Source organism: Arthrobacter sp. ok362, assembly GCF_900102785.1.
GTDB lineage: Bacteria > Actinomycetota > Actinomycetes > Actinomycetales > Micrococcaceae > Arthrobacter.
The window spans coordinates 103,527-129,507 of the sequence record NZ_FNGC01000003.1 but is presented as its reverse complement, the minus strand read 5'-3'; the positions used below and the strand labels follow the sequence as shown (position 1 = coordinate 129,507).

23 protein-coding genes are annotated in these 25,981 nt (G+C 66.6%); 9 read left to right on the top strand and 14 right to left on the bottom strand.

Annotated features, from left to right (window positions below; translation table 11 throughout):
- Nucleotides 1-49: 49 nt before the first annotated feature.
- From BLQ10_RS04960 to mnmA, 5 genes are all read right to left on the bottom strand, one after another.
- Nucleotides 50-1,753 carry an ABC transporter ATP-binding protein gene (locus tag BLQ10_RS04960; RefSeq protein ID WP_091559118.1) on the bottom strand — a complete coding sequence of 568 codons (1,704 nt, stop codon included), beginning with the start codon at nucleotides 1,751-1,753 and terminating at the stop codon, nucleotides 50-52.
- Entirely contained in the window at nucleotides 1,750-2,763 is a 1,014-nt protein-coding gene (locus BLQ10_RS04955; protein WP_091559116.1) for an ABC transporter permease, read from the bottom strand. The genes BLQ10_RS04960 and BLQ10_RS04955 overlap by 4 nt, the downstream gene beginning before the upstream one ends.
- A gap of 2 nt (nucleotides 2,764-2,765) precedes the next feature.
- Complete coding sequence (locus BLQ10_RS04950) at nucleotides 2,766-3,857, bottom strand: ABC transporter permease (RefSeq protein ID WP_091559114.1); 1,092 nt, start codon at nucleotides 3,855-3,857, stop codon at nucleotides 2,766-2,768.
- A gap of 134 nt (nucleotides 3,858-3,991) precedes the next feature.
- Complete coding sequence (locus tag BLQ10_RS04945; RefSeq protein WP_091559112.1) at nucleotides 3,992-5,620, bottom strand: ABC transporter substrate-binding protein; 1,629 nt, start codon at nucleotides 5,618-5,620, stop codon at nucleotides 3,992-3,994.
- Nucleotides 5,621-5,937: 317 nt separating this feature from the next.
- Nucleotides 5,938-7,050, bottom strand: coding sequence for a tRNA 2-thiouridine(34) synthase MnmA (gene mnmA / locus BLQ10_RS04940; RefSeq protein ID WP_091559110.1), 1,113 nt, complete (start codon nucleotides 7,048-7,050; stop codon nucleotides 5,938-5,940).
- Between the two features lie 236 nt (nucleotides 7,051-7,286).
- Between mnmA and BLQ10_RS04935 the strand changes: the two genes are divergently transcribed.
- A complete protein-coding gene (locus BLQ10_RS04935) occupies nucleotides 7,287-8,537 on the top strand; it encodes an NAD(P)/FAD-dependent oxidoreductase (protein ID WP_091559107.1) in 1,251 nt (416 codons plus the stop codon).
- Here BLQ10_RS04935 and BLQ10_RS04930 read toward each other — a convergent pair.
- Entirely contained in the window at nucleotides 8,534-9,775 is a 1,242-nt protein-coding gene (locus BLQ10_RS04930; RefSeq protein WP_091559105.1) for a cysteine desulfurase family protein, read from the bottom strand. The genes BLQ10_RS04935 and BLQ10_RS04930 overlap by 4 nt on opposite strands.
- A 92-nt stretch (nucleotides 9,776-9,867) precedes the next feature.
- Here BLQ10_RS04930 and BLQ10_RS04925 point away from each other — a divergent pair, with 92 nt between their 5' ends.
- Nucleotides 9,868-10,776 (top strand): DMT family transporter, encoded by a 909-nt coding sequence (locus BLQ10_RS04925; RefSeq protein WP_091559103.1) that lies wholly within the window; start codon nucleotides 9,868-9,870, stop codon nucleotides 10,774-10,776.
- A 12-nt stretch (nucleotides 10,777-10,788) separates the two neighbouring features.
- Here BLQ10_RS04925 and BLQ10_RS04920 read toward each other — a convergent pair whose 3' ends face one another.
- Nucleotides 10,789-11,559 carry a helix-turn-helix transcriptional regulator gene (locus tag BLQ10_RS04920; protein ID WP_091559101.1) on the bottom strand — a complete coding sequence of 257 codons (771 nt, stop codon included), beginning with the start codon at nucleotides 11,557-11,559 and terminating at the stop codon, nucleotides 10,789-10,791.
- Between the two features lie 91 nt (nucleotides 11,560-11,650).
- Between BLQ10_RS04920 and BLQ10_RS04915 the strand changes: the two genes are divergently transcribed.
- On the top strand, nucleotides 11,651-12,085 hold the full coding sequence (locus BLQ10_RS04915) for a hypothetical protein (RefSeq protein WP_091559099.1): 435 nt from the start codon (nucleotides 11,651-11,653) through the stop codon (nucleotides 12,083-12,085).
- Here the strand turns inward: BLQ10_RS04915 and BLQ10_RS22635 are convergent.
- Nucleotides 12,082-12,177, bottom strand: a complete 96-nt coding sequence (locus BLQ10_RS22635; RefSeq protein WP_254785420.1) for a hypothetical protein — start codon at nucleotides 12,175-12,177, stop codon at nucleotides 12,082-12,084. The genes BLQ10_RS04915 and BLQ10_RS22635 overlap by 4 nt on opposite strands.
- Nucleotides 12,178-12,451: 274 nt before the next feature.
- On the opposite strand from BLQ10_RS22635, the gene BLQ10_RS04905 reads away from it, so the two are divergent.
- From BLQ10_RS04905 to BLQ10_RS04890, 4 genes are all read left to right on the top strand, one after another.
- Complete coding sequence (locus BLQ10_RS04905; protein ID WP_091559680.1) at nucleotides 12,452-13,426, top strand: J domain-containing protein; 975 nt, start codon at nucleotides 12,452-12,454, stop codon at nucleotides 13,424-13,426.
- Nucleotides 13,427-13,512: 86 nt separating this feature from the next.
- Nucleotides 13,513-13,980 carry a tRNA (cytidine(34)-2'-O)-methyltransferase gene (locus BLQ10_RS04900; RefSeq protein WP_091559093.1) on the top strand — a complete coding sequence of 156 codons (468 nt, stop codon included), beginning with the start codon at nucleotides 13,513-13,515 and terminating at the stop codon, nucleotides 13,978-13,980.
- Between the two features lie 309 nt (nucleotides 13,981-14,289).
- Entirely contained in the window at nucleotides 14,290-14,895 is a 606-nt protein-coding gene (gene sigK / locus BLQ10_RS04895; RefSeq protein ID WP_091559091.1) for an ECF RNA polymerase sigma factor SigK, read from the top strand.
- Nucleotides 14,896-14,905: 10 nt separating this feature from the next.
- Complete coding sequence (locus tag BLQ10_RS04890) at nucleotides 14,906-15,793, top strand: anti-sigma factor (protein WP_091559679.1); 888 nt, start codon at nucleotides 14,906-14,908, stop codon at nucleotides 15,791-15,793.
- 125 nt (nucleotides 15,794-15,918) lie between these two features.
- Here the strand turns inward: BLQ10_RS04890 and BLQ10_RS04885 are convergent, their stop codons facing one another.
- The 6 genes from BLQ10_RS04885 to BLQ10_RS04860 all read right to left on the bottom strand — a co-directional run bounded on the left by BLQ10_RS04885 (nucleotide 15,919) and on the right by BLQ10_RS04860 (nucleotide 22,498).
- Entirely contained in the window at nucleotides 15,919-17,322 is a 1,404-nt protein-coding gene (locus tag BLQ10_RS04885; RefSeq protein WP_091559677.1) for a GntT/GntP/DsdX family permease, read from the bottom strand.
- Nucleotides 17,323-17,366: 44 nt separating this feature from the next.
- Nucleotides 17,367-17,897 carry a gluconokinase gene (locus BLQ10_RS04880; protein ID WP_091559089.1) on the bottom strand — a complete coding sequence of 177 codons (531 nt, stop codon included), beginning with the start codon at nucleotides 17,895-17,897 and terminating at the stop codon, nucleotides 17,367-17,369.
- Between the two features lie 75 nt (nucleotides 17,898-17,972).
- Nucleotides 17,973-18,752, bottom strand: a complete 780-nt coding sequence (locus tag BLQ10_RS04875) for a PIG-L deacetylase family protein (RefSeq protein WP_091559086.1) — start codon at nucleotides 18,750-18,752, stop codon at nucleotides 17,973-17,975.
- Nucleotides 18,753-18,756: 4 nt separating this feature from the next.
- Nucleotides 18,757-19,710: an electron transfer flavoprotein subunit alpha/FixB family protein gene (locus BLQ10_RS04870; RefSeq protein ID WP_091559084.1), complete on the bottom strand. Its 954-nt coding sequence runs from the start codon at nucleotides 19,708-19,710 to the stop codon at nucleotides 18,757-18,759.
- Nucleotides 19,711-19,726: 16 nt separating this feature from the next.
- Nucleotides 19,727-20,527, bottom strand: a complete 801-nt coding sequence (locus tag BLQ10_RS04865) for an electron transfer flavoprotein subunit beta/FixA family protein (RefSeq protein ID WP_091559674.1) — start codon at nucleotides 20,525-20,527, stop codon at nucleotides 19,727-19,729.
- A 291-nt stretch (nucleotides 20,528-20,818) separates the two neighbouring features.
- The gene (locus BLQ10_RS04860; RefSeq protein WP_091559082.1) at nucleotides 20,819-22,498 is read right to left on the bottom strand and encodes a S1C family serine protease; all 1,680 of its coding nucleotides are present in this window, start codon (nucleotides 22,496-22,498) and stop codon (nucleotides 20,819-20,821) included.
- Nucleotides 22,499-22,794: 296 nt separating this feature from the next.
- On the opposite strand from BLQ10_RS04860, the gene BLQ10_RS04855 reads away from it, so the two are divergent.
- Nucleotides 22,795-24,846, top strand: coding sequence for a TPM domain-containing protein (locus BLQ10_RS04855; RefSeq protein WP_091559079.1), 2,052 nt, complete (start codon nucleotides 22,795-22,797; stop codon nucleotides 24,844-24,846).
- 158 nt (nucleotides 24,847-25,004) lie between these two features.
- Nucleotides 25,005-25,796, top strand: coding sequence for a PspA/IM30 family protein (locus BLQ10_RS04850; protein ID WP_091559078.1), 792 nt, complete (start codon nucleotides 25,005-25,007; stop codon nucleotides 25,794-25,796).
- The last annotated feature ends 185 nt before the right edge of the window (nucleotides 25,797-25,981 follow it).

The window sequence follows — 25,981 nt, the reverse complement described above, 5'->3', positions numbered from 1 at the left end:
CACGAGCGCCGGGCCGGCGCTGCATCGGCCCGGCGCTCGGTCGTGGCAGTTAGCTGTGCAGCACGGCCTTGAACGCCTCACGGCGTCTGGCCTGTTCGTCGGGATCCGGAACGGGCAGCGAAGCGATGAGTTTCTTCGTGTAGTCGTGCTGCGGGTTGCCCATCACCTGGTTGCCGAGGCCCTGCTCCACCATCTTGCCCTTGTAGAGCACCCCGACCCAGTGGGAGAGCATGTCCACCACTGCGAGGTCGTGGCTGATGAACAGGGCCGCGAAGCCGAACTCCTGCTGGATCTCCTTGAACAGTTCCAGCACCACGGCCTGCACGGACACGTCCAGTGCCGAGGTCGGCTCATCGGCGATGAGCAGCTTCGGGTTCAGGATGAGCGCCCGCGCCAGGGAGGCACGCTGGCGCTGCCCGCCGGAGAGTTCGTGCGGGAACCGGTCAGCGTACGACGCCGGCAGCTGCACGGACTCGAGCAGCTCGCCGACCCGCTTGCGCGCCTCAGCCGCCGTCGGGTTGGAGTGGATGATCAGCGGTTCCGCCACGCAGTCGCCGATGGTCAGCTGCGGGTTGAACGAGGCCGCCGGGTCCTGGAACACGAAGCCGATCTCCTTGCGGAGCGGTTTGAAGGTGCGCTCCTTGAAGTTCAGCATCTCGTAACCCAGCACGTTCAGGCTGCCGCCGGTGGTCCGGTTGAGGCCCGCGATCGCCCGGCCGATGGTGGTTTTGCCGGAACCCGACTCCCCCACGAGACCGAAAACTTCGCCTTCGGACACGGTGAAGCTGACGCCGTCGACGGCCTTGAAGGCCGGACTGCCCAGCCGCCCCGGGTACTCGATGGTCAGGTTCTTGGCCTCAACCAGCACTTTGCCGCCCTGGTGGGCGCGTTCCACCATGCCCTCCGACGCGGAGTTGCGGCCCAGGTGCGGGACAGCGGCGAGGAGCTTCTTGGTGTAGTCCTCCTTGGGCTGGGCGAAGAGCACCCGTGAGGATGCCTCCTCCACAACGTCGCCCTGGTACATGACCACGACGCGGTCGGCGAGGTCGGCGACAACGCCCATATTGTGCGTGATCAGCACGATGGACGTTCCGTAGTTGTCGCGCAGGTCCCGCAGCAGTTCAAGGATCTCGGCCTGCACGGTGACGTCCAGGGCAGTCGTCGGCTCGTCCGCCACGATGAGACCAGGGTTCAGGGCCAGCGCTGCGGCAATCACGACGCGCTGTTTCTGGCCGCCCGAGAACTGGTGCGGGTAGTAGTTGACCCGCGTTTCCGGGTCCGGAATGCCCACTTTGCGGAGGGCTTCAATTGCCCGCGCCTTGGCTTCCTTGGCCGAGACCTTGCTGCGGCCGCCGGTGCCAGCGTGTGCGCGGATTCCTTCGGCGATCTGCCAGCCCACGGTGAAGACCGGGTTAAGGGCGGTGGATGGTTCCTGGAACACCATGGCCACATCACGGCCCCGGATCTCCCGCAGTTTCGCCTCGCTGACGCTGATGACGTTGTTGCCGTTGATCAGCACCGCGCCCTGGCTGATAGCCGTCTCCGGCAAGAGCCCCAGGATGGTCTTGGCCGTCACAGTCTTGCCGGATCCCGATTCGCCAACGATGGCCACGACCTCGCCGGGGTTGACCTGGAGGCTGACGTCTTTGACGGCGTACACATCCCCGGCATCAGTGGCGAACGTGACCTTGAGGCGGTCGATGTCCAGGACCGGGCCTGCGCTCTGGCCGGGCTTGTCGATGTTGATGGTCATAGAACTCTCGATTCTGCTTCGAGTGCAGACTGGGCACCGGCGGTGGAGTCAGGTCCGCCCTTGCCTGCCACAGCCTTCTTGCGGCCCCGCAGGCGGGGATCGTTGAGGTCGTTGATGCTCTCACCGACGAGGGTCAGCCCAAGCACGGTCAGGACGATCGCTGTACCGGGGTAGACACCGGTCCACCAGATGCCCGAGGAGGCGTCTGCTATGGCCTTGTTCAGGTCGTAGCCCCACTCAGCGGCGGAGGTCGGTTCGATGCCGAAGCCCAGGAAGCCGAGGCCCGCCAAGGTCAGGATGGCCTCGGACGCATTCAGCGTGAAAATCAATGGCAGCGTGCGGGTTGCGTTCTTGAAGATGTGCCGACCCATGATGCGAATGCTTGAGGCACCCACCACCTTGGCCGACTCGACGTACGGCTCCGCCTTTAGCCGGATGGTCTCGGCACGGATGACGCGGAAGTACTGCGGGACGAACACCACCGAGATGGAGATGGAGCAGGCAACAATGCCTCCCCAGAAACTGGACTGGCCGTGGCTGATGACGATTGACATCACGATGGCCAGCAGCAGGGACGGGAAAGCGTAGATCGCATCGGCGATCACCACGAGCAACCGGTCGAGCCAGCCGCCGAAGTACCCGCTGACGAGGCCTAGGGCTACGCCGAGGAAGATCGACATGGCCACGGCGACGATGATAACCACCGCGGCCGTCTGGGCACCCCAGAGCACTCGGGAATAGACGTCATAGCCGCCCACCGTGGTGCCCCAGATGTGGGCCGGGCTGGGGGGCTGCTGAGTCGGGAACGGACCCGCAGCGTCGCTGAGCTGGGCAAACCCGTAGGGCGCGATCCACGGCGCAAACACGGCGACGAGCAGGAAGACGGCGGCCAGCACCATGCCCGTGACGAGCATGCCGCGCTGAAGCCCGACGCTCGAGCGGAAATGCGAGATCACCGGCAGCCGGTAGAAGAGGGGCTGCTTGCGCCCGCTTACTTTGGTTGCATTCATTGCTAGTACCTCACTCGCGGGTCGATCAGGGCTGCGACGACGTCCACGATGAAGTTCGTGACGGCAACGATGACCGCCAGCATTACGACGATTCCCTGGACGGCGACGAAGTCGCGGGCGTTCAGGTATTGCACCAGCTGGTAGCCGAGGCCCTTCCACTCGAAGGTGGACTCCGTGAGGACGGCGCCGCCGAGCAGGAGGGCAATCTGGAGCCCCATGACCGTGATGATCGGGATGAGGGCCGGTTTGTAGGCATGCTTGGTCACGAGGCGATAATTACTAACGCCACGGGACCTGCCGGCCTCGACGTAGTCCTTGCCGAGTGTGCCGATGACGTTGGTGCGGACCAGCCGCAGGAAGACCCCTGCCGTCAGCAGCCCCAGGGTGAGTGCGGGGAGGACTGAATGGGCCGCGACGTCGCCGTACGCGGCCATGTTGCCGCTGCGCAAGGCATCCAGCCAGTAGATCCCGGTCGGTGCGGCCAGGCTTCCCATGGCCAGTTCGGTCCTGGTGGAGGCCCGTCCTGCGACGGGCAGCCAGCCGAGCCAGACGGAGAAGGCCAGCTTCATCAGCAGGCCGGCGAAGAATACCGGGGTGGCGTAGCAGAGGATGGCGAAGAACCGCAGGACGGCGTCGGGCGCCTTATCGCGCTTGTAGGCGGAGATGAGCCCGAGCGGGATGCCGACCAAGAGCGCCACGATGAGGGCATTGATGGCCAGTTCCAGGGTTGCCGTGCCAAAGGTGATGATCATTTCGACAACGGGCCGGCGGTCGGTGATGGTGGTGCCGAAATTGCCGGTCGCCACCTGGCCAACGTATTCGAGGTACTGCACGAGGATCGGGCGGTCGTAGCCGGCGTCGTGGATGCGCTGCGCGAGCGCCTCCGGGGGAAGCCTGCCGCCCTGGGCTGCGGTGATGGGGTCGCCGATGACCCGCATCAGGAAGAAGACCAAAGTCACCAAAATGAAAATGGTCGGAATGATCAGGAAGAACCGGACCAGGATGTAGGTCCCCAAGCCCCCACCCGAGGATTTTTTCTTGGACGGAAGTAGTCCGTCGGCGTCGTTTAGCGGCGCCTCAGTCAATGTTGTCATTGGTACCTAAGATTGTGCTGTCGCGGCCTTGGGCGGGCCGGCGTGGACTGCAGGATGCGGCAATGACCAGCAAAGGCGGGGCGCCTCGAGGGCGCCCCGCCTCGCAGGCTGGTCAGGACAGCAGGGCTGCAGCCTTACTTGGAAATAGTTCCCAAACGGAACTTGAAGGAGGCATCGAGGGTGGAATCGACACCCTTGACACCGCTGCCGGAAATGGCAACCTGCGCGCCCTGGAGCAACGGAAGCGTGGAGATGTCCTTGGCGAGGGCATTCTGCGCATCCTTGATCGTGGACTCGCGTTTAGCCTTATCAACGGTGGTGAGCTGCTTGCTGATCAGGTCGTTGACGGTCGGGTTGTTGTAGTGGTTCTTCAGGAAGCCGCCCTCCGGGAAGAACGGGGTCAGGTAGTTGTCGGCGTCGCTGAAGTCCGGGAACCAGCCAAACTGGAACAGGGGGTATTCATCGGCGCGGCTGGCCTTGCTGTAGGTGACCCATTCCGTGGACTGCAGGTTGACCTTGAACAAGCCGGACTTCTCCAGCTGGTCCTTGATCATGGCGTACTCGTCGCCGGAGGACTTGCCGTAATGGTCCGGGTTGTACTGCAGGTTCATCGAGACGGGGGTCGTCACACCGGCGTCGGCCAGGACTTTCTTGGCTTTGTCCAGGCTCGGCTTGCCGGCGTCGCCGTATGCGTCCTTGAACGATTCGTTGGCACCGAGGAAGCCACTGGGAACGTTGGAGTACAGCGGCAGGTAGGTGCCCTTGTAGACCTGGTCCGCGATGGACTGGCGGTCAACGAGGTTCGCGATGGCCTGGCGGACGGCGAGCGCCTTGGCCGGATCTGCATCCGGAGCCTTCGCGCCGAACGGCATGGTGTTGTAGTTGAACGTGATGTAGCGGATTTCGCCGCCGGGGCCAACGTTGACCTTGACCTTGGAATCCTTCTTCAGGTCATCGACGTCGGTGGCGCTCAGGCTGCGGTTCGCGACGTCAATGTTGCCCTGCTGGATGTCCAGCTTCATGTTGGTGGGATCGGCGTAGTACTTGATCGTGGCGGCGTCATTGGCCGGCTTGCCGAGGACTCCCTGGTAGTCAGGGAAGGCCTTGAAGCTGATCAGCTCGTTCTTCTTGTACGTGTCGATCGTGTACTGGCCGTAGAAGGCCTTGGCCTTAACGATCGAGTCGTCATCGAGCAGCTTGTCGGCCGGGAAGACTTCATCGTCTACGATCGGCGCGGCGGGGCTGCTGAGGATCTGAGCGAAGGTCTGGTCGTTCGCCTGCTTCAGCTTGAAGACCACGGTGTTGGCATCGGGAGCGGTGATGCTTTCGATGTTGGTCAGCAGGCTTGCGGGACCGGCGGGATCGTTGATCTTGGTCTGCCGGTCGAAGGAGAACTTGACGTCCTTGGAGTCGAGCGTGTGACCGTTGGCCCACTTGAGGCCCGGCTTGAGCTTGACCGTGTACTCGTTCGGCGAGGTGAAGGACGCGGACTCGGCCAGGTCGGGCACGGGATCTGCGCTGCCGGGCTTCGAGTTGAGGAGGAAGGAGTAGATCTGGTTCATCACCATGAACGAACCGTTGTCGTACGCGCCCGCCGGATCCAAGGCTGTGACCTTGTCCGTGGTGCCGTAGGCGATCGGACCGCTTGCTGCGGCTGATGACCCGCCAGCGCCGCCGGTCGGCCCGGTGCAGGCCGTCAGTGCAAAGGCGGAAACCCCGGCCAGCGCGATGACGCTCTGCCAGGCCTTTTTGTTCATTGCCATCTGTGAACTTTCTGTTCGATGCGTTCTAGCGCAGCCCAAAGTGAAACGAAGGACTCGTCGGGCGGCACGCTTTGCTGATCCCTAGATTCAACCAGACAATCATTCGGTGAAACGTTGCATTTTGTGAGTTGAGACACAAAATTTACACGATTCGAAGGTTTCTCTCATTTTCTTCATGATTCCGCCCGGATCTTCGGCAGGGTCCTGCGCATCCGGGCGTCTGGACGCCCGGGTACTCGGACGACGACGGAGGGTACAGACGACGAAGGGCCCCGCCGCATGGCGGGACCCTTCGTCGGATTCGGTGTGGCGGGCGCCTAGAGCGCGGCCCGCTGCAGCGAGCGCGCGGCATCGATTGTGGCCTGGCCCAGCACGCGGCTGCCCTGGTAGAGCACCACCGTCTGGCCGGGGGCCACGCCACGCAGCGGCTCGGTGAGGGTGACCACAAGCTCGTCTCCCGCCATGTGCGCGCGGGCCGGTACGGGGTCGCCGTGGGCACGAACCTGCGCGTGGCAGTCGAACTCCTCGCAGGTCGCCACTTCGGCGATGGGAAGCCCCGCCCAGGAGACCTTGATGCCGCGGATTTCGTCGATGGCGAGCAGCGCCTCCGGGCCCACCACCACCTTGTTTTCCTTGGGCCGGATCTCCAGCACAAACCGCGGCTTGCCGTCCGCGGCCGGGGTGCCCAGCTTCAGGCCCCGGCGCTGTCCCACGGTGAACGCGTTGGCGCCCGGGTGCTCGCCGACCTTCGCGCCGGACTCGTCCACGATGTCACCGGTGGTCATTTCGATCTTCTCGGCGAGCCAGCCGGCGGTGTCGCCGTCGGGGATGAAGCAGATGTCGTGGCTGTCGGGCTTGTTTGCCACGGAGAGGCCGCGGCGCTCGGCCTCCGCGCGGACCTCGGCCTTGGACGGGGTCTCCGCGAGCGGGAACATCGAGCGCTTGAGCTGTTCGTGGGTCAGCACGCCCAGCACATAACTCTGGTCCTTGGCCCAGTCCGCAGCGCGGTGAAGCTCGGGGTTGCCGTCGGCGTCGGTAATGACCTTGGCGTAGTGGCCGGTGCAGACGGCATCGAAGCCCAGGGCGATGGCCTTCTCCAGCAGGGCGGCGAACTTGATGCGCTCGTTGCAGCGCATGCACGGATTGGGGGTGCGGCCGGCGGCGTATTCATCGATGAAATCCTGGACCACATCTTCCTTGAACCGCTCGGAAAAGTCCCAGACGTAGTACGGGATCCCGAGAATGTCGCAGGCACGCCAGGCGTCACGGGAGTCCTCGATCGTGCAGCAGCCGCGGCTGCCGGTTCGCAGGGTGCCCGGCATCCGGGACAGCGCGAGGTGGACGCCGACGACGTCGTGCCCCGCCTCGACGGCGCGGGCGGCGGCAACGGCGGAATCAACGCCGCCGCTCATGGCTGCAAGAACTCGCATGCTGGCTTTCTTTAGGGTTCAGGGTGTCGCAGGCACCGGGACTGCGGCTCACGGCTGTGTTGGTTCACTGCGCCGCGGAAATAGCACAATGCCTGCCACGCCATTCTATCGCCACGCCGAAGCCTCCCCAAAAAGCCTTGACGGGGCCGCTTCCCGCTTCTAACGTCAGGAGAAGCGGTTTTAGAATCGGAAGCGCGCAGGCATGGGAATTGAGCAGACGCGGGAATCGAGCGGACATGGCTGTTGAGAACATCGTGATCGTGGGCGGCGGACTGGCCGGTGCTACCGCAGCCAAAACATTGCGGGCGGAGGGATTCAGCGGCCCCGTGGTGCTGGCGGCCGCCGAATCCCACCAGCCGTACCTGCGCCCGCCGCTGTCCAAGGAGTACCTGCTGGGCAAGGCCGGCGACGACGCCCTGCCGGTGGTGCCCGGGGACTGGTACGACGCGAACGACGTCGACCTCCGGCTCGGTGTCCAGGTCACGGATCTGGACCCGGCTGCCCGGGCCGTGGTTCTGGACGGCGGCGGGCGGCTGGAGTACGCCTCCCTGCTGCTCGCCACGGGAGCACGGCCCAGGACCATCCCCCTGCCCGGCAGCGGGTTCGACGGCGTCAGCACCTTCAGGACGGTGGAGGACAGCCGGCGCCTGCACGCCCGCCTCGCCGACGGTGGCCTCAACGTGGTCATGGTCGGGTCCGGCTGGATCGGGATGGAACTGGCTGCCGCCGCCAGCACCTTCGGAAATACTGTCACCTTGCTGGGGCTGGAGGAGGTGCCGCTGGGCGCGGCGATCGGCCCGGACCTGGGTGGCTTCTTCCGCGAGCTGCACGAGGCCCACGGGGTACGGTTCAGGCTTCCGGCGTCCGCTGCCGGGATTCAGGGGCGGTCGGGACGGGCGACGGCTGTGGTCACCGATGCCGGCGAAGTCCTGCCCGCCGACCTGGTGGTCATCGCCGTCGGGGTCGTACCGGAGGTCGGTTTGGCCGAGGCGGCCGGCATCAGGATCCGCAACGGCATCCTCACCGACGCGTCGCTGCGGACCTCGGCGCCCGGGATCTTCGCTGCCGGCGACGTCGCGAATGCCCTGCACCCGTTCACCGGCGAGCACCACCGCAGCGAGCACTGGTCCAACGCCCTCAATGGCGGCAAGGTGGCCGCCAAGGCAATGCTCGGCCTCGATGCCGCACTGGATACCATCCCGTACTTCTACACGGACCAGTACGACGTCAGCATGGAATATTCGGGCTTCCCGACGCTGGTTGCCGGGCCGCCGGTCATCCGCGGCTCGCTTGCGGACAAGGAGTTCATTGCCTTCTGGCAGCGGGGCGGCCACGTGATCGCCGGGATGAACGTCAACTGGCCCCGCGCCGCCAAGCCGCAGAAGGCGATCAAGGCGCTCATCAGCGCACGTAGCGCCGTGAGCCCGGACCTGCTTGCCGATTCCTCGGCACCGCTGGACCAGCTTCTGGATCAGCTCCCGAATTAGCTCCCTGCGGAGGCCTGACGCGCAGACTCACGGGCGACCGTTCCCGCGGTCTGGATGCTGGACTCATGCGCGGCCATGCCGGCCTGGCGGGCCCGCGCGCAGGCGCCCGGCAGCGCGGCGAGCAGGGCATCGACGTCGGCGACGGTCGAGGAATGCCCGAGCGTAAACCGCTGCGCCCCCCTCGCCGTGCCCTCATCCAGGCCCATGGCCAGCAGCACATGGGAGGGCCGCGGAACGCCTGCAGTGCAGGCGGAGCCCGTGGAGGATTCGACGCCGGCGAGGTCCAGCAGGAACAGCAGCGAGTCTCCTTCGCAGCCGGGGAACGTGAAATGCGCATTGCCAGGCAACCGGCCGGGGCCCGGGGCGCCCCGAAGGACGGCCTCGGGAACGGCCTCGTGGACGCCCTCAATCAACCGGTCCCGAAGGGCCGCGATCCTGGCGGCCTCCCCGGGGAGCTTCGCGGCGACGGCCCCGGCGGCCGCGGCAAAAGCGGCGATCGACGCGGTGTCCAGGGTCCCGGAGCGGACGTCGCGTTCCTGCCCGCCGCCATGCTGGACCGGGGTCAGCTTCACCGCCCGGCCCAGGATGAGCGCGCCGACGCCGACGGGTCCGCCGATCTTGTGCCCGGAGACGGACATGGCGTCCAGGCCCGTCCCGCGGAAGTCAACGGGTATGGAGCCGAAGGCCTGGACGGCGTCGGAATGGACGGGCACGCCGGCGGCGTGTGCCAGCTCCACAACCCGGGCGACGGGCTGGATGGTGCCGACCTCGTTGTTGGCCCACATGACAGTCACCAGGGCGATCGACGCCGGATCCCGGGACAGCTCGGCCTCAAGCACCGCCAGATCCACGAGGCCCGCGGCATCCACCGGGAGCCAGCAGACCTCGGCCCCCTCATGCCGTTCGAGCCATTCAACGGTGTCCAGCACCGCGTGGTGTTCGACGGCGGAACACAGGATGCGGGTACGGGCAGGGTCCTCGGCACGGCGGGCCCAGTACAGGCCCTTGACCGCCAGGTTGTCCGCCTCGGTCCCGCCGGAAGTAAAGATGACCTCTGAGGGATGGGCACCGGCGGCCGCCGCGAGCACTTCCCTCGCGTCCTCCACGGAGCGCCGGGCACGACGGCCCGATCCGTGCAGCGAGGAAGGGTTGCCCGTCCGGGCCAGTTCGCGCGTCAGGGCAGCCAGCGCCTCCGGGGCGAGGGTGGTTGTGGCGGCATGGTCGAGGTATACAGGCACAGCCCAATTCTACCTGCGGCCGCGGCTCCCCAGCTGCGGCGGCGATGGGCGCAGGCACCGGGAACGGCACTCGGCTGGTGTAGATTCGGGCGGTGAAAGCCTCCCTCTACCTTGTGCTGGCCACCTTGTTCTGGTCCGGCAATTACGTCGTCGGACAGGCCGCCGTCGCCTCAATGACCCCGCTGGAGCTGACCTTCTGGCGCTGGAGCCTGGCCGCCGTGCCGCTGCTGCTCCTGGCCTATTTCGTTGAGAAGCCGGACTGGCGCGCGGTGCTGCGCCGCTGGCCCGTCCTCCTCCTGCTGAGCGTCCTGGGCATGAGCGGCTACACGCTGCTGCTCTACAGCGCGCTCGGATACACGTCCGCGATGAACGCCTCCCTCATCACGGCCGCCAACCCGGCCCTGATTGTGGTCATGGCGATCGTCCTGATCGGCGAGAAGACCACCCGAGTGGGCTGGCTCGGCATCTGCCTGGGCCTGCTGGGGGTGCTGCTCGTCCTGAGCCGGGGTGAGCTGGCACGCGTATTCAGCCTTCCCATCAACACCGGCGAACTCATGATGGTCGGTGCGATCATCATCTGGGGCTTTTATACGATCATTGCCCGCCGGCTGAAGCTGCCGGCCATCTCGGCCACGGCCGTGCAGGTGGTGATGGCGACCGTGACGCTGGCGCCGTTCGCGCTCGCCATGAACGTGCGATTTCCGGACACCGCGGCCGAAGGCTGGTCGCTGGCGTACATCGCCGTGTTCCCCTCCCTTGGTTCGTACCTCTTCTGGAACCTGGCGCTGAAGACCACCCCGCCCGGGACCGCGGGAAACTATCTCAACCTGATGGTGGTCTTTACGGCCATCATTACCGTACTGCTGGGAACGCCGCTCACTCCCGTGCAGATCGTCGGCGGCCTCATGGTGGTCGCCGGCGTCCTGCTGACCGGAACCAAGGGCCAGCCGCGCAGGCTCGCAGCGCCGGCCACCTCTTCGGCCGGGGGGCGGGGCCGGTAGCCGGAAGCCCTGTCACGCAGGCAGGATGCGGGCACAGCACTGCCCGGGCTGCGCGCTCCCCTGCTCCCTGAGATCCTCGATGGCGAGCGCTTCGATCCGTCCCGGGTCGATCCCCAGGGCCGCCGAGGCTCCGCTCAGGAAGGCCCCGTTCATGGCACAGACCACGTCTGCGTGCCCCGCGGCGAGGCGATGGAACGGGCAGTTCATCAGCACCAGTCCCCCGCCGCCGTCGTCCGCCGGGCAGTAGCCCTGCCCGGTCAGGAAGTCCGCGAACGGGCCGGCACCATCGGGACCGCCGGCCGTTTCCGCATCCCCCGCCCCGGTGGCACCCGCCGGCTCGCGCCCGGATGCACGGGCTGCGGATTCGCCCGCCGAGTGCCCCTTGGCGCGGGCGGCCCGGAGCAGGGCCTCCCGCGGCGATCCGCCGTCGCTGGTCGCAGCTTCGACCGCGGAAACCAGCAACTCGGCGGCGAGATCATAGTTGCGGTCGGGGACGGAGGCCGCCACCTCGTCCACGGCGGCCCGGTACAGCTTGGCGGGCCGGCCGGAACCGGGGCCCTCCCGGCCTCCGAGCTTGCGGAACTCCACGGCCAGCAGCCCGTCTTTCACGAGCCGGTCCAGATGGAACGAGGCTGTGCTCCGCGCCAGGCCCAAAGCCTGGGCGGCGTCGTCCCGGCCGACGGCGTCTGCCGCTGAGGCGACGTAGTCAAACAGCATCCTGCGGTTCTCGTCGCCCAGGGACGCGACCGCCGCAAGCCTGCGATTCCAGGGGAGTTTGGTCATGAAACAAGAATATCTCTAAAAACAAGAATCATTGCTTAATCCTCAGGTGCCGTTCTAAAATCGAGTTATCCATTTTTAGAAGGAGCATGCCATGAAAGTTTCCCCAGCCCGCGCCACTGAAGCACAGCAGCTCGCGGCGGACCCGCACCGCCAGGCCTTCCTCTTGTTGCGGACCGTCTTTACGGTTGCGCCGATCCTGTTCGGCCTGGACAAGTTCACGAATCTGCTGACCCACTGGACCATGTACCTGGCCCCCGTGGTGGCCTCGGTAGTCCCGCTGCCGGCCCAGACCATCATGTACATCGTTGGCGTGGTGGAAATCATCGCCGGCGTAATGGTGGCGCTGCGCCCGCGCTTCGGATCGGCGCTCGTGGCCGCCTGGCTGCTGGGCATCATCATCAACCTGATCGTCCTCGGCGGCTTCTACGACGTCGCACTGCGTGACTTCGGGCTGCTCGTGGGCGCCCTGGCACTGAACAGGCTGTCCCCGCGCAAGGCCGCGCAGGCCGCTACGCCAAGCCGCTAAGCCGCTAAGCCGCTAAGCCGCTTTGACAACCGGCTACTAATGAACAGGTCCAGGAGGCCGTCATCAAGGACGGCCTCCTGGACGATCCTCATTCCACCGCCGATCGACTGGCCGTTGCCGCCCACCACGACCAGCGCATCCACGCCGGATTCCAGCGCGTCATCAACAGCCTCCGCGAGCCCGGCCAAAGGATGCGCGCGGGTTGAGGGCGACGGCGATCATCATGCGCGCAATTGTGCCAGCCGCCGGGAACCATCCCGGTACGCGCAGTCGTTGTTCCTCCAGCCGGTTAAACTGGGCCTGCCGGACGCCCACGCACGGTCCGGCATTCTCAATGCCGGCACCATCGATGAAAAGGATCTCTGTTTGACGCAGGGCAGCAGCTCGCATTACCAGGTCCTCGGGATCCCCGTGACTGCGACGGAGAAGGACATCAAAGTGGCGTACCGCAAGGCCGCCCGGCTCGCCCACCCGGATCACGGCGGCGATCCTGCAGCGTTCCGGCGTGTCACCCTCGCCTACGAGATACTCATCGACGCAAAGCGCCGCGCGGACTATGACCGTTCGTACGGCAGCGCATATTCCTCTCCCGCCGGCGACGAGGGCGCCCACTTCGACGCCCCGGCCGCGGGCAGCCGGGCCTCAGCCAACGTGCGCCGCCCGAACACGCCGCGGAATACGGCGGCCGACCCACCCGTCTATGTTCCCCCGTTCGAGCAGTTTGGCGGCGGGACAGCGGTGCCGCTGATCCCTGCCGGCGTGGCCCGGCAGCAGGTCCACGGCATGCCCCGCAAGCGCGGGATCTTCGGGGCCGAGGCCCGGATCCAACGCGAGATGCGCACCGTGCAGCTCATCAGCAGGCAGATCCTGACCACCATTCCGGCGGCGCGCCTCGTCAACGGGCTGCAGTCCCCGGCGGACAACAGCCACATCGACCACGCCGTCCTTGCGGGTTACCGGCTGGCAATCATCGGGTCCATGCTGCTGCCGCCGGGCGCCTATGCGTGGAACGGCAGCACGTTGACACACGGCGGACGCTCCGTCGCCCCGCCCCAACTGGCCCACGTCGTGCGCCGGATGCAGGACATTTTTCCCGAGCTCAATGTCACCGGCTGGATTGTTGTCCACAGCACGGACGGCAATCTGCATCAACCGGTCATCGACCGGCACCGCCGCGCACCCGGCGGCCAAGGTAGCGGGCACGGGGAAGGTTCGGGGCTTGTCGAAGTGGTCAACGCCGCGGGCCTGGCCCGCGGCCTCAAGCTGTTCCTCGGCTCGGGTCCGGCCCCCAATACCGTCAACGTGCCCGTGCTGGCCCGCCTGCTGCGCGGGATGCACTAGATTCCGCCCAGCGCCTTCCCCCGCGGATCTCACAGGGCGGAGGGGACGCGGCGCGCCCGACGCCGGCGGCTCGCTAGGATGGAAAGGTGTTCCGCATCCTCTTCCACACCCCCGAAATCCCCGGCAATACGGGAAACGCCATCAGGCTGGCTGCCATCACGGGCGCCGAGCTGCATCTGGTGGAGCCCCTGGGCTTTGATTTTTCCGACGCCAAGCTCCGGCGGGCAGGCTTGGACTACCACGACCTCGCCGTCGTGACCGTCCACCCGGACATCGACGCAGCCTGGGCGGCGCTGGAGCCGGAACGGGTATTTGCCTTCACCTCCGACGGCGAAACCACCTACACAGACATCCAATACCGCGCCGGCGATGTCCTGCTGTTTGGTCCTGAATCCGTGGGTTTGCCCGAGGAAGTCAAGCACAGTCCCCGGGTGACGTCCCGCGTCCGCCTGCCGATGCTGCCCTCCCTCCGGTCGCTGAACCTGGCCAACGCGGCGTCCATCGCCGTCTATGAGGCGTGGCGCCAGAACGGGTTCGCCGGGGCCAAGCTGTAGCGGGTCCGCCGTGTACCGCCGGCAGGACCGGCGGCTGCCCCATGGGGAGCCCGCGGGAAAGAATCCCGCAGACGGCGCCCATCCGTGTTCCGGGCTGCTCCGAATCACTTCTGAAGGCGGCACACGAAACCGTCGACTCAGCATCATGTCTACTCAGCATTGTGGGGAGAAACGGAAGGGAGCGAGGAGCGGCGGGTGAGAACAGTGCATCTGGTTAGATCCCCTGCCCGTGAGGCAAGGGCCGGCCCCTCGCCGCATGCCGCACCTGGTGACCCGCCTTCGCCTGTAGGCGCCTTATGCTTGGGGGTGATGGATACTCCGAATGCCCCGAACCCCGGCGCCGCCGCTCCTGCGGGTACCTCAGCCGACATCAACGGCCGGCTCGGCAGCCTGCTGGAACTGATTGCCCAGGGCGACCAGGCGGCGTTCGCGGAATTTTACAGCCTCACCTCCAGGCGCGTCTTCGGCATGGCACGCCGGGTCCTGATCGATGCCGAACTCAGCGAGGACGCCACGCAGGAAGTGTTCCTGCAGGTCTGGCAGAACGCGGCCAAGTTCGATCCCGCGGCCGGCAGCCCGCTCGCCTGGCTCATGACCATCTCGCACCGCCGCGCCGTGGACAAGGTCCGGTCCTCGCAGTCCGCCACTGACCGCGAAGCCAAATACGGGGCCAGCAGCCAGGAGATCGATCACGATTCCGTCTCGGACGAGGTCGGCAGCCGGCTTGAGGCCGAGGCCGTGGTCCGGTGCTTGGAGACGCTGACCGATACGCAGCAGGAGTCCGTGCGGCTGGCATACTACGGCGGCCTCACCTACCGGGAAGTGGCCGAGCGGCTCAATGCCGCGGTTCCAACCATCAAGTCCCGCATCCGCGATGGACTGATCCGACTGAAGACCTGCTTGGGGGTGAGCTGAATTGACCGACATGAACGCACATGAGAACGACAACCGCCTCCCCGGCGGCTTCACTGCCGAGATCGCCACCGACCTGGCTTCCGGCCGCGTCGTGGACCTTGCCGAGGTCTACGCCCTCAACGCCGTGGACGACGCCGAACGCGCCGCGATCGAGCAGTTCCTCGCCTCCGCACCGGCAGCAGACCGGGATGCCTTCAATGAGCGCGTCCGACAGGCCCGGGAGACCCTGGCCACCAGTTTCACCGCAGAGGAAGAGCCTCCGCCCGCGCTGCTGGACCGGATCATGTCATCCCTGCCGGCGCAGGCGGCACAGCCTTCCCCCGCCGCAGTCCCCCTCCCCGGCACGGGTCCGCAAACGACGCCTGTGATACCTCTCCCAGTACGCGACAGCTCCGGAATGGCCGCCACCGACGAGCTCGGTGCGGCCCGCAAGCGCAGGGAAGAACGCCGCCGCCCGCAGGGCATGCGGAACTGGCTTGTCGGCGTCGCCGCTGCAGCCGTGATCGCCCTGGGCGGCGTCGGCGTGGGCGCGTATGTGGCAAACCAGAACGATCCGCTGAATCAGGTAATGCAGGCCAGCGACGTCCGCCAGGCCACCGTCGACGTCAACGGCGGCGGCACGGCCACCGTGTCGATTTCCCCGTCCAGGGACGCAGCCGTCATCAAAATGAACGGTGTCCCGGCCCCGCCCGCGGGCAAGGTCTACCAGATGTGGCTGATCCCCAAGGACGGCTCAGCGCCGGTCTCGCAGGGCCTCATGGACGCTGAAGCCCTGTCCAAGCCCGCGGTGGTCAAGGGCATCGGCTCCGCCGCCGCCCTGGGCATCACCGTGGAACCCGCAGGCGGATCCGCGACACCAACCCTGCCGACCGTCGCCGCTGCACCGCTGGACGCCTAAACACCCGCGGTACACGCAGTCACCCCGCGGTACACACAGGCCGCCCGGAAACAGAAAGCCGCCCGGGCCTTGGCTCCTTCCGTAGAAGGACTCAAGGTCCGGGCGGCTTTCTGCGCTGTGCCCGGCTAAATGACCAGCGAGAGCAGCATGATCAAACTGAAGCTCACCACGGAGATCAGCGTCTCCATGACGGACCAGGTCTTGAACGTCTGGCCCACGGTCAGTCCGAACAACTCCTTGACGAGCCAGAAACCGGCGTCGTTCACGTGTGAGAGGAACAGCGAGCCGGCACCGATGGCGAGGGCCAGCAGCGCGGCGTGCGTCGGCGACAGCGAACTGGCGAGCGGTGCCACGATGCCGGCGGCCGTCACGGTGGCGACAGTGGCCGAGCCGGTCGCCAGGCGCAGGGCGACGGCCACGAGGAAGCCGAGAACCAGGACGGACATGTTGGTCCCTTCGGCCCAGGTCTTCACCGCGTCCCCCACGCCGGCACCAATGAGCGTCTGCTTGAAACCGCCGCCCGCGCCGACGATCAGCACGATCCCGGCGATGGGGCCGAGGCTGGCACTGATCCTGCTCGTGATCCTGGCGCCGTTGAGCCCCACAGCGTAGCCAAACGTCACCGTGGCCAGCAGGACGGCCAGGGTCATTGCGACGAGCGGCTCCCCGACAAAGTCGAAGAAAGTCCGGATGGCCGGGGCTGTTTTGGGGTCGGGCCAGATGATGTCCATGACAGCCTTGAGCAGCATGACGATCACCGGGAAGATAATGGTCAACAGCGTGACGAGGAAGCTCGGAGGGCGCTTCACGCCCTCCATGTCCGCGCCGTGCACGGTGTCGATGCCGCCGGCAACGGCGGGGGCGCCGACAGGAACCCACCGTGCTGCGAGGCGCGAGAAGAGCGGGCCGCAAATGATGACCGTGGGGATGGCTACGAGGATGCCGAGGGCCAGCGTGGTGCCCAGTTCAGCCTTGACGGCGCTGATCGCGATCAGCGGTCCCGGGTGCGGGGGCACCAGCCCGTGCAGCACGGACAGCCCGGCCAGCGCCGGGATGGCGATGCGCATGAGCGGCATCTTGGAGCGCTGGGTGACCAGGACGATCACCGGCAGCAGCAGCACGAGACCGATCTCGAAGAACATCGGCAGGCCGATGATCACCGCGACGAGCGTGATGGACCAGACCAGCTTGTTTCCCGTGGCCTTGGACAGGAGTGTGTCGACCACCCGGTTGGCGCCACCGGAGTCGGCGAGCAGTTTGCCGAGCATCGCGCCGAGGGCGATCAGCAGCCCGACTTCCTTCAGGACGCCGCCCACACCGTCCTCGAAGTTAGCAATCACCTTGGCCGGTTCCACGCCGGAGGCGAGGCCGACGAAGCCGGACCCCAGCACGAGGGCCAGGAACGGGTGGACCTTGAACTTGGCGATCAGCACCACGATCAGCGCGATGCCAAGGCCCGCGACGATCAGTAGTTGGGTGTCGATGCCGGTCCCGGCCTCGACGGCAGCACGAAGCTGCGTTGATATCAGAGATTTCACAAAAATTCCTTGGTCGGCTGCGGAACGCGGAAGGTTCAGGGCCTGGCGTCGGCAGCGGCGAGATTAAGTCGGGTGATGATTTCCTGTGCTTCTTCCGCCGGCGATGCGGAAACGGACAGGGCAATGTAGTTTTCGTCCGCGGTGGGCGCCTCGAGCGCCTCGAATTGGGACTCCAGCAAGGCCGGGGGCATGAAATGCCCGTGGCGGGAGGCCAGCCGGTCGGAGATCTTCTCGTGTGTCCCCTCCAGGAACACGAACACCACCCCTTCCCCGCGCAGAATGTCCCGGTAGCGCTTCTTCAGCGCCGAACACGTCACGACGCCGGGATTCCCGGCTTCGGTGTGGGACCGGATCCAGTCGGCAATGCTTTCGAGCCAGGGCCACCGATCCTCGTCGGTCAGCGGCTGTCCTGCGTGCATCTTTGCCACGTTTGATTCGGGGTGGAGGTCGTCGCCCTCGGCAAGATCCCAGCCCAGCCTGCCGGCCAGAAGTCCCGCGACAGTTGATTTGCCGGATCCAGAGACGCCCATGATCACAAGAACGGGGTGTTGCGCAGTCTTCGCCATCAAAGTCTGCCTTCCATCAAATAAATATGATTTAAACAGAGGCCAGCATATGGCAGAGGTGGTGCTGCGGCAACACTAGAAACCTGCGATGGTCCCCTGGCCGTTGACTGTTACGACATGGAAGGCCTCCGCACTGCGTCCGCCGGGAAGTCCGGCGCGGGCCCCGGTGCCGAGCATGAGGTCGCGGACCGTGCGCTCCATGGCGTCGACGTCGGGGTGCTGGCTGGCGTGGATGTGGATGGCGGCCAGCTTGCTCTCCACGTGCCCCGTGACGTCCACGAAGTGGTTTTCGCGTTCTTCCGGCCCGGCGAAGAGCCACAGCCAGGGCAGTTTGTAGGCCTCCAGCCCGGACTCGGCCAGTTCCGGGTACGCGAAAGGGTTTTCCAGCGCGGGATAGACGGCACGGGTCACCGCCTCCCCCACGGCCAGGTGATCCGGATGGCTCTTCTGGATCCGGTTCCAGTTCCGTTCCGGATGCATGGAGACCACGACGTCGGGCCGGAGCTGCCGGATCAGGCGCACCACCTCGCGCATCACCTCATGCGAGGGCTCCAGGTAGCCGTCAGGCTGGTGCAGGTAATGGATGTCCGTGACGCCGACCAGGGCTGCGGCGCGCTGCTGCTCCGCAAGGCGCAGCCGCACGATTTCCTCGCGCTGCGCGGGATCAAAGCCGCCGGCGTCGCCGTCGGTCATGATGCAGTAGCTGACCTGGACTCCTGCGGCGGTCCATGCGGCAACTGTGCCGGCGGCGCCGAAGTCGATGTCGTCGGGGTGGGCCGTGAAACAAAGCACCCGTTCGATCCGGGAGGTCTCCGGGTCGAACGGGCTTTGTGCCGGAACGGCGTTGGTGCCCACGCAGTCAGCCCCTGCGCTTCTTGATTTCCGCGGTTGCCTGCGGCAGAACCTGGAAGAGGTCGCCCACAACGCCGAAGTCCGCGATCTCGAAAATCGGCGATTCGGCGTCCTTGTTCACGGCCACGATCACCTTGGCGGTCTGCATGCCGGACTTCTGCTGGATGGCTCCGGAAATGCCCGCGGAGATGTAGAGCTGCGGCGAGACGGTCTTGCCGGTCTGGCCGACCTGCGCGTCGTGGCCGATCCAGCCGGCGTCCGTGGCGGCCCGCGAGGCGCCGATGGCCGCGCCCAGGGCGTCGGCAAGTTCCTCCAGCGGACCGAAGTTGCCGTCCACGCCACGGCCGCCGGCTACGACGATCCGCGCCTCGGTCAGGTCCGGGCGCCCGCTTGCGGGCTTTTCGGTGCGTGCCGTGACCCGCGCGGAGGCGGCGGTGGCCGTCTCCGGGACCTCAATCGTGACGGCCTCCGGTGCCGTGCCGGTGACGGCAGGCTCGGGCGTGATGCTGTTGGACTTGACGGTGAGAACGGCCACGGGCGTCGTGGCCTTCGCCGTTGTGATGTATGAACCAGCCAGCACGGACTTGTGGGCCGTTCCGTCGGGATCCACGGCCACGACGTCGGTGATGACACCGGCGCCGAGCTTGATGCTGAGCCGGGCGGCGATTTCTTTGCCCTCGGCCGAGTTCTCGGTCAGGACCACGGTGGCACCGGAAGTCTGGACCGCGGCGGCCAGGTAGGACGCCTTCGGGCCCACAAGATAGTCGTCGAGGTCGGCCGCGGACGGGCGGTAGAGTGCCTGGACGCCGTACGCAGCAAGGGCCGCGGCGGCGTCATCGTGCAGTTCGCCATTGAAGGCAACGGCCGGTTCGCCAAGGGAGCGGGCGATCGTGAGCAGTTCCAGGCTCGACTTCTTCAGCCCCTGGCCGGGGTTGTCGATGAAAACAAGTACTTTTGCCATGTTCGGATAATCCCCTTTAGAGCAGCTTCTGGGCGGCCAGGAACTCAACCAGCTGGATGCCGGCGTCGCCTTCGTCGGTGATGATGGTGCCGGCCGTGCGCGGCGGGCGGGCCTCTGCGGTCTCGACGGCGGTCCAGGAACCGGACTTACCCACCTGGGCCGCATCGACGCCGATGTCGGCAAGGCTCAACGTGGTGATGGTTTTCTTCTTCGCCGCCATGATGCCCTTGAAGTTCGGGTACCGGGGATCATTGATCTGGTCGGTGACGGAAACGACGGCCGGCAGTTCGGCCTCAATGGTGTCCGCGTGGGTGTCGCCATCGCGGCGGGCGGTGAGCTTGCCGGCGTCGAGCTCCAGCGACGCGGCAAAAGTTATCTGCGGGAGCCCCAGCCGCTCAGCGAGCTGTGCCGGGACCAGCGAGGTCTCGCCGTCCGTGGAGGCCATGCCGGTGAGGACGAGGTCCGCGGGGGCGTCCGCGCCCAAGTGGCGGATTGCGGCGGCCAGCGCCAACGAGGTGGCCGCGGCATCCGAACCGGCAAGGGCCTCGTCGCTGAGGTGCACGCCTTCGGTGGCGCCGATCTGGAGGGATTTCTTCACCGCGTTGACGGCCCCGGCCGGCCCCATGCTCAGGGCGATGACCTTGTTGCCGGCCGCTTCTCCGCCGCGGGCCTCGCTCAGCTGCAGCGCCGCCTCCAGGGCGTATTCGTCCAGTTCGGACAGGATGCTCTCGGAGCGGTCCACCGTGCTGGCCTCACCGGTGAGGTGGCGGTCGAACTGCGCATCCGGCACGTGCTTGACCAGCACAATGATTTTCAGAGTTTCTTCCACTGTGTCTACAGCAGCCTTCCATGCGGGTGGATAGCCGCCCCTGCGGGGTCATGGCCACGGAACACCCGGAACCCGGGCTGTTCCTAGCTAACCACATAGCTGCCGGGCAGCGCGGCCACGGTTAACGCCTGTGTCAGCTCCCGCCCCGCCGACCGGCCCTCGTCAGCAGGGTCCCCCTTCAGCAGGGCCAGGCACGGAAACGCGGGGCACAGAAAGGCCGGGCCGCACCGTTCGGTGCGCCCGGCCTTCCTAACTTCTGCCTTGCCTTGCCCTGCGCTTCTACTGCTCGGCCGCAGTCCCGAGGGTCACGTCGAGGTCCTTTAGCTGGCCCCCGCGCAGGACCGTCACCTTGACCGTGGCCCCGGCGGGCTGTTCCCGCACTGCTGCGGTCAGCTGGTTGGGATCGCTGATGGTCAGGTTCTGGAACTTCGTTACGACGTCGCCGACCTTGATGCCGGCCTTGTCAGCGGCCGATCCGGACTCGACAGTCGCGACCTCCGCGCCCACCGAGAAGCCGGAGGAGGACGAACCGGCGGCCTTGGGCTTCACGCTCACGCCGAACTGCGCGTGCGTGGCTTTGCCGGAGCTGATGATCTCCTGGGCCACGCGTTTGGCGTTGTTGATGGGGATGCTGAAGCCCACACCGATGTTGCCGCTGCTGCTTCCGCTGGCTGCGTCGCCACCGGCAGAGGCGATCGCGACGTTCACGCCGATGACTTCGCCCTTGGTGTTCACCAGCGCGCCACCGGAGTTGCCCGGGTTGATGGCCGCGTCCGTCTGGATGACGTTGATCGAGATGGACCCCTGATCCGCGGTGCTCTGGGTCTCGCCACCGCCTGGGGGCGCGAACTGGAAGCCCTGGTCCCCGCCCTGGGAGTTGTCCGCACCGTTCTTCGGCGCAGCCGAGGATGCCACACTGATGGTCCGGTTCAGGGTCGAGACGATGCCGTCCGTGACTGTGCCGGTGAGTCCCAGCGGCGATCCGATGGCGACGGCGGTGTCCCCGACGTTCAGCTTGCCCGAGTCACCCAGCGTTGCCGGGACCAGTCCCGAGGGATTGTCGATCTTGATCACGGCGAGGTCGGACAGCGGGTCGGTACCGACGATCTTCGCGGAGTAGACCTTGCCGTCGCTCGTCCGGACCTCCATCGTGGCGTTCGCGGTTTTGCCGTCGAGAGTGACCACGTGGGTGTTGGTCAGCACGTGGCCCTCGGCGTCGAGGATGATCCCGCTGCCGGTGCCGCCGTCGCTGCCGCTGGTTGCCTTGATGGTCACCACGCTGGGGGATGCCTTGAGCGCGGCGGCGGTGATGGCGTTGACGTCTTCCCTGTTGTTGACGATCACCGGACCGGCCTGGGTCGTGTCGCTCGTGGCGGCGGCCGGGGAACGGTCCAACAGCAGCGCATTGCTGCCTGCCACCACGCCGCCGCCGATCAGGCCGGCAGCCACGATGCTGGCCACGAGGGTCGGGACACCGAACGCCGCCTTGCGCTTAGGGGCGTGCGCCGGGTTGTTCGCAAAGCCCGCGCCGGAAGGATAGGACGGACCCGACGGCGGCTGGCCGCCGGAGTTGGCACCGGAGGGGCCTCCGTACTGGGACTGGCCGTAGTGGGACTGGCCATAGGGCGGGTGGGAGGGCTGGGCGGGTTGGCCCTGACCCTGGCCGGCCTGGGAGAACCCGCCGTACTGGCCGGTGTGTTGGGCGGGAGCGCCGAACTGCCGGGTGTCCGCGGCGGAGGGCTGCTGCTGGTAGACCGGACGTGGTGCTCCGTCCTCGGCGCGGTCCAACCGGAGGGTCGGATTCTCGGGCGCCGGGCTTTCGGGGGCCGGGCTTCCGGATGCCGTTTCAGGCGCGCTCACAGCATGCGTCTGCTCCGGCGAGCCCGCCTGCTGCCCAGCGGATCCCCGGTTCTGTTGTGTCGGCTCCGGTGACGCACCCGGCACTGGGTTCTCAGTCATGAGACTTCCTTTCATCCTCGTCTGCCTATCACTATGGACGCTCAGGCTGACACTAGAGCGGACATTTGCTGGGAGGTTCCTGAACGGATAGTTTGCGGCCTGCGGGCCTGTTTTTCCCAGTTTAGGCGCGTTTCGCTGGTGGCATATTCCCCTAAGTGGACTGCCATTTGGGTGCACCATAGAATCAAATGGAAATGCCACAGCGACCTGCGGCTTTACATCTGCGTGGGGGCGCTGCTGCTTTCTGTGACGGCTGGTTCGACCGAACCGGTCCCAGAAGTGCTGAAGGGTTGCACATGCGGTCTAAGTTGAATCGTTTCCTCGCCGTCCTTGGCGTCGCTGGATTGCTGGCGCTCCCCGCCGCTCCAGCCTTGGCCGAAGATCCGGTGACCATTCCGTCCGGGCAGAACATTGTGGACAGCGCGAACGTGCTCGGCGGCCGCAAGGCCGAAGTCCAGGACGCCATCCAGAAGCTCCTGAAGGACCACAAGTACAACCTCTATGTCATCACGGCAAAGACGTTCGAGAATCCGGCCGATCCCAAGGAGTGGGCCCGCGCCGTCGCGACCAACAAGGGCATGGGCAAGGCCGACGTCATCCTGACCATGTCCGATGACGGCCACTACTACTTCTCCCCCAACTCGGCCAGCGCCATCTACTCCAAGACGTCCAACATCACCCAGAACGCCATCGTTCCGAACCTGGCCGGCGGAAAGCGCGATTTCGCGCAGGCGGCCATTGATACCGCAGCTGCGGTGGGCGACGCCGCGTCCGGCGGCAGCGGCACGGTGCCATCCGGCGCCGGAGCCGGCAGCGCCGTGCTGGTGGGCGTCGGCGTCGTGGCCGCGGCAGGTGGCGGCGCCTATCTGTACTTCCGCAACCGCCGGAAAAAGGCCGGCCAGGGTGCCGGGGCCTCCTACGGGCCACAGGGTGCGGAGGCGGATCCGCTGGCGGGCCTCAGCGTGGCCGAGCTGCGCCGGAAGAGCGATTCGCTGCTGATCGAGGCCGATGACGCGATCAAGTCCAGCGAGCAGGAACTGGGATTCGCCCAGGCCCAATACGGTGACTCCGCGGTGGGTAATTTCACTAAGGCGCTGCAGGAGGCCAAGGGCCACATGACGGAGTCGTTCAAGCTGCAGCAGCAGCTCGACGACCACATCCCCGACACCGAGGAGCAGCAACGGAGCTGGCTCGGCGAAATTATCCGCCGCTCCGAGGCCGCCCTGGCCTCCCTGCAGGAGCAGAAGGCGGACTTCGATTCCCTCCGGGAGCTGGAAAAGAACGCCCCGCAGGCCCTCGCCGCCGTCGGCGCCGGAGCCGCGGATGCGGAGGCAAAGATTGCCAGCGCCGAACAGTCGCTGACGGATCTGCGCGCCAAATACGCCGAGAGCGCCCTGGTCCAGGTTGCGGACAACATCAACCAGGCCAAGGAACGCCTCGAATTCGTGCAGAACGCCTCGACTGCGGCGAAGGAAAAGCTCGCCGCGGGCGAGAACAGCCTTGCCGCGGTGGCCGTGCGCGCGGCCGAGGAAAGCCTGCACCAGACGAACGTGCTGATCGGGGCCATCACCAAGGTGGCCGGCAGCCTCGACGAGGCGCGCAACGGCCTGGAAACCGCCGTCGTCGACACCGCCCAGGACCTGGCGCAGGCGAAGGCGATGCTCCAGTCCGGCGCCCATCCTGAGCTCTCCGGCCCGGTGGCCGCCGTGGAAGCGGCGCTCGCCCAAGTCAAGGCGGAAATTCAAGGCGGCAAGATCGACCCCATCGCCACCCTGGAACGGGTCGAAACGGCGCACCAGACACTGGACCAGTCCCTGGGCGGAATCCGCGACCAGCAGGAACAGGCGCGCCGCGCCCAGGCCTCGCTGCAGCAGAGCATCATGTCGGCCCAGGCCCAGATCAGCGCGACGTCGGACTACATCACCGCCCGCCGCGGAGGCGTTGGCACCGATGCCCGCACACGCCTGGCGGAAGCCCAGCGGAACCTGGACTATGCGCTCTCCATCTCCCGCACCGACCCTGTCACCGCGCTGCAGTATGCGCAGCAGGCCTACGCGCTGGCGGCGCAGGCCGCGCAGCTGGCCCAGTCCGATGTTGACCAGTTCGGCGGCTATGCCAACCAGGGCTACGGCCGTGGCGGGATGTTCGGCGGCAGCGGTGGAGGCGGCCTCGGCGGCGCGATCCTCGGCGGAATCCTCATCAACTCGATCCTCCACGGCGGAGGCGGCGGAGGCTGGGGCGGCGGCGGAGGCAGCTGGGGCGGCGACGATTCCGGCGGAGGCTGGGGTGGCGGCGGCGACTTTGGCGGCGGCGGAGACTTCGGCGGCGGCGACTCGGGCAGTTTCTAGCCTGCAGCCGGCCCCCGGACGGGAAACAGCGACGGGAAACAGTGACGGGAACGGTACAGACCACGCGCCGGCCGCAACGGACCGGACAGCGGATAGATGCGAAACACCATCGATCACTGGAACCAGTGAGACAACGGAGCAGGACGAAAGGTAACACCATGGTTAAGCAGTCCATTTTCGGCCGCATGGCGCAGCTGGCGAAGGCAAACATCAACTCGTTGCTGGACCAGGCCGAGGATCCGCAGAAAATGCTGGACCAGATGGTCCGCGACTACACGAACAACATCGCGGAGGCCGAGTCCGCCGTGGCCCAAACCATCGGCAACCTGCGCATGCTCCAGGACGACTACAACGAGGACGTCCGCAATGCCCAGGACTGGGGCAAAAAGGCCCTCGCCGCGTCGCGCAAAGCCGACGAATACCGCGCCAAGGGCGACGTGGGCGACGCGGAGAAGTTCGACAACCTGGCAAAGGTTGCGCTGCAGCGCCAAATGGGCTCGGAGAACGAGGCCAGGGCCGCCGAGCCTAGCATCGCGTCCCAGACCGAGGTGGTGGACAAGCTCAAGCAGGGCCTTGACCAGATGAAGGGCAAGCTCAATGAGCTGACCAGCAAGCGCAATGAGCTGGTGGCCCGGTCCAAGACCGTGGCAGCCCAGAGCCAGGTCCATGACGCCCTCAAGAGCATCAACATCATGGACCCCACGTCCGAGGTGGGACGCTTCGAACAGAAGATCCGCCGCGAAGAAGCCAAGGTCCGTGGCCAGCAGGAACTCGCTGCCTCCAGTCTGGACGCCCAGTTCAACTCGCTGGAAGATCTGGGCGAGCAGACCGAGATCGAAGCCCGGCTGGCAGCGTTGAAGTCCGGCGGCTCCCCCGCCGCCATCGGCACCGGCGACAAGAGCGCTGAGTCCGAATCCACGGTAGACGAGGCCGATTTCGACAAGCTCTGACCAACCTGCCCGGCAGCTTCCGCTGGTCCGGGCGCAAACTTCGGACGCACGGTCCATACCCAGGGGCCGGGCTCTGGCGGGTGAGCCTGACACAGGTTCGCCCGCCGGATCCCGGCCCTTCCTGTGCCCTTTATTGCACCGTATATTGCACCGTGCAGGGGGCCGTGCCGGCGGCCGCCCGTGTA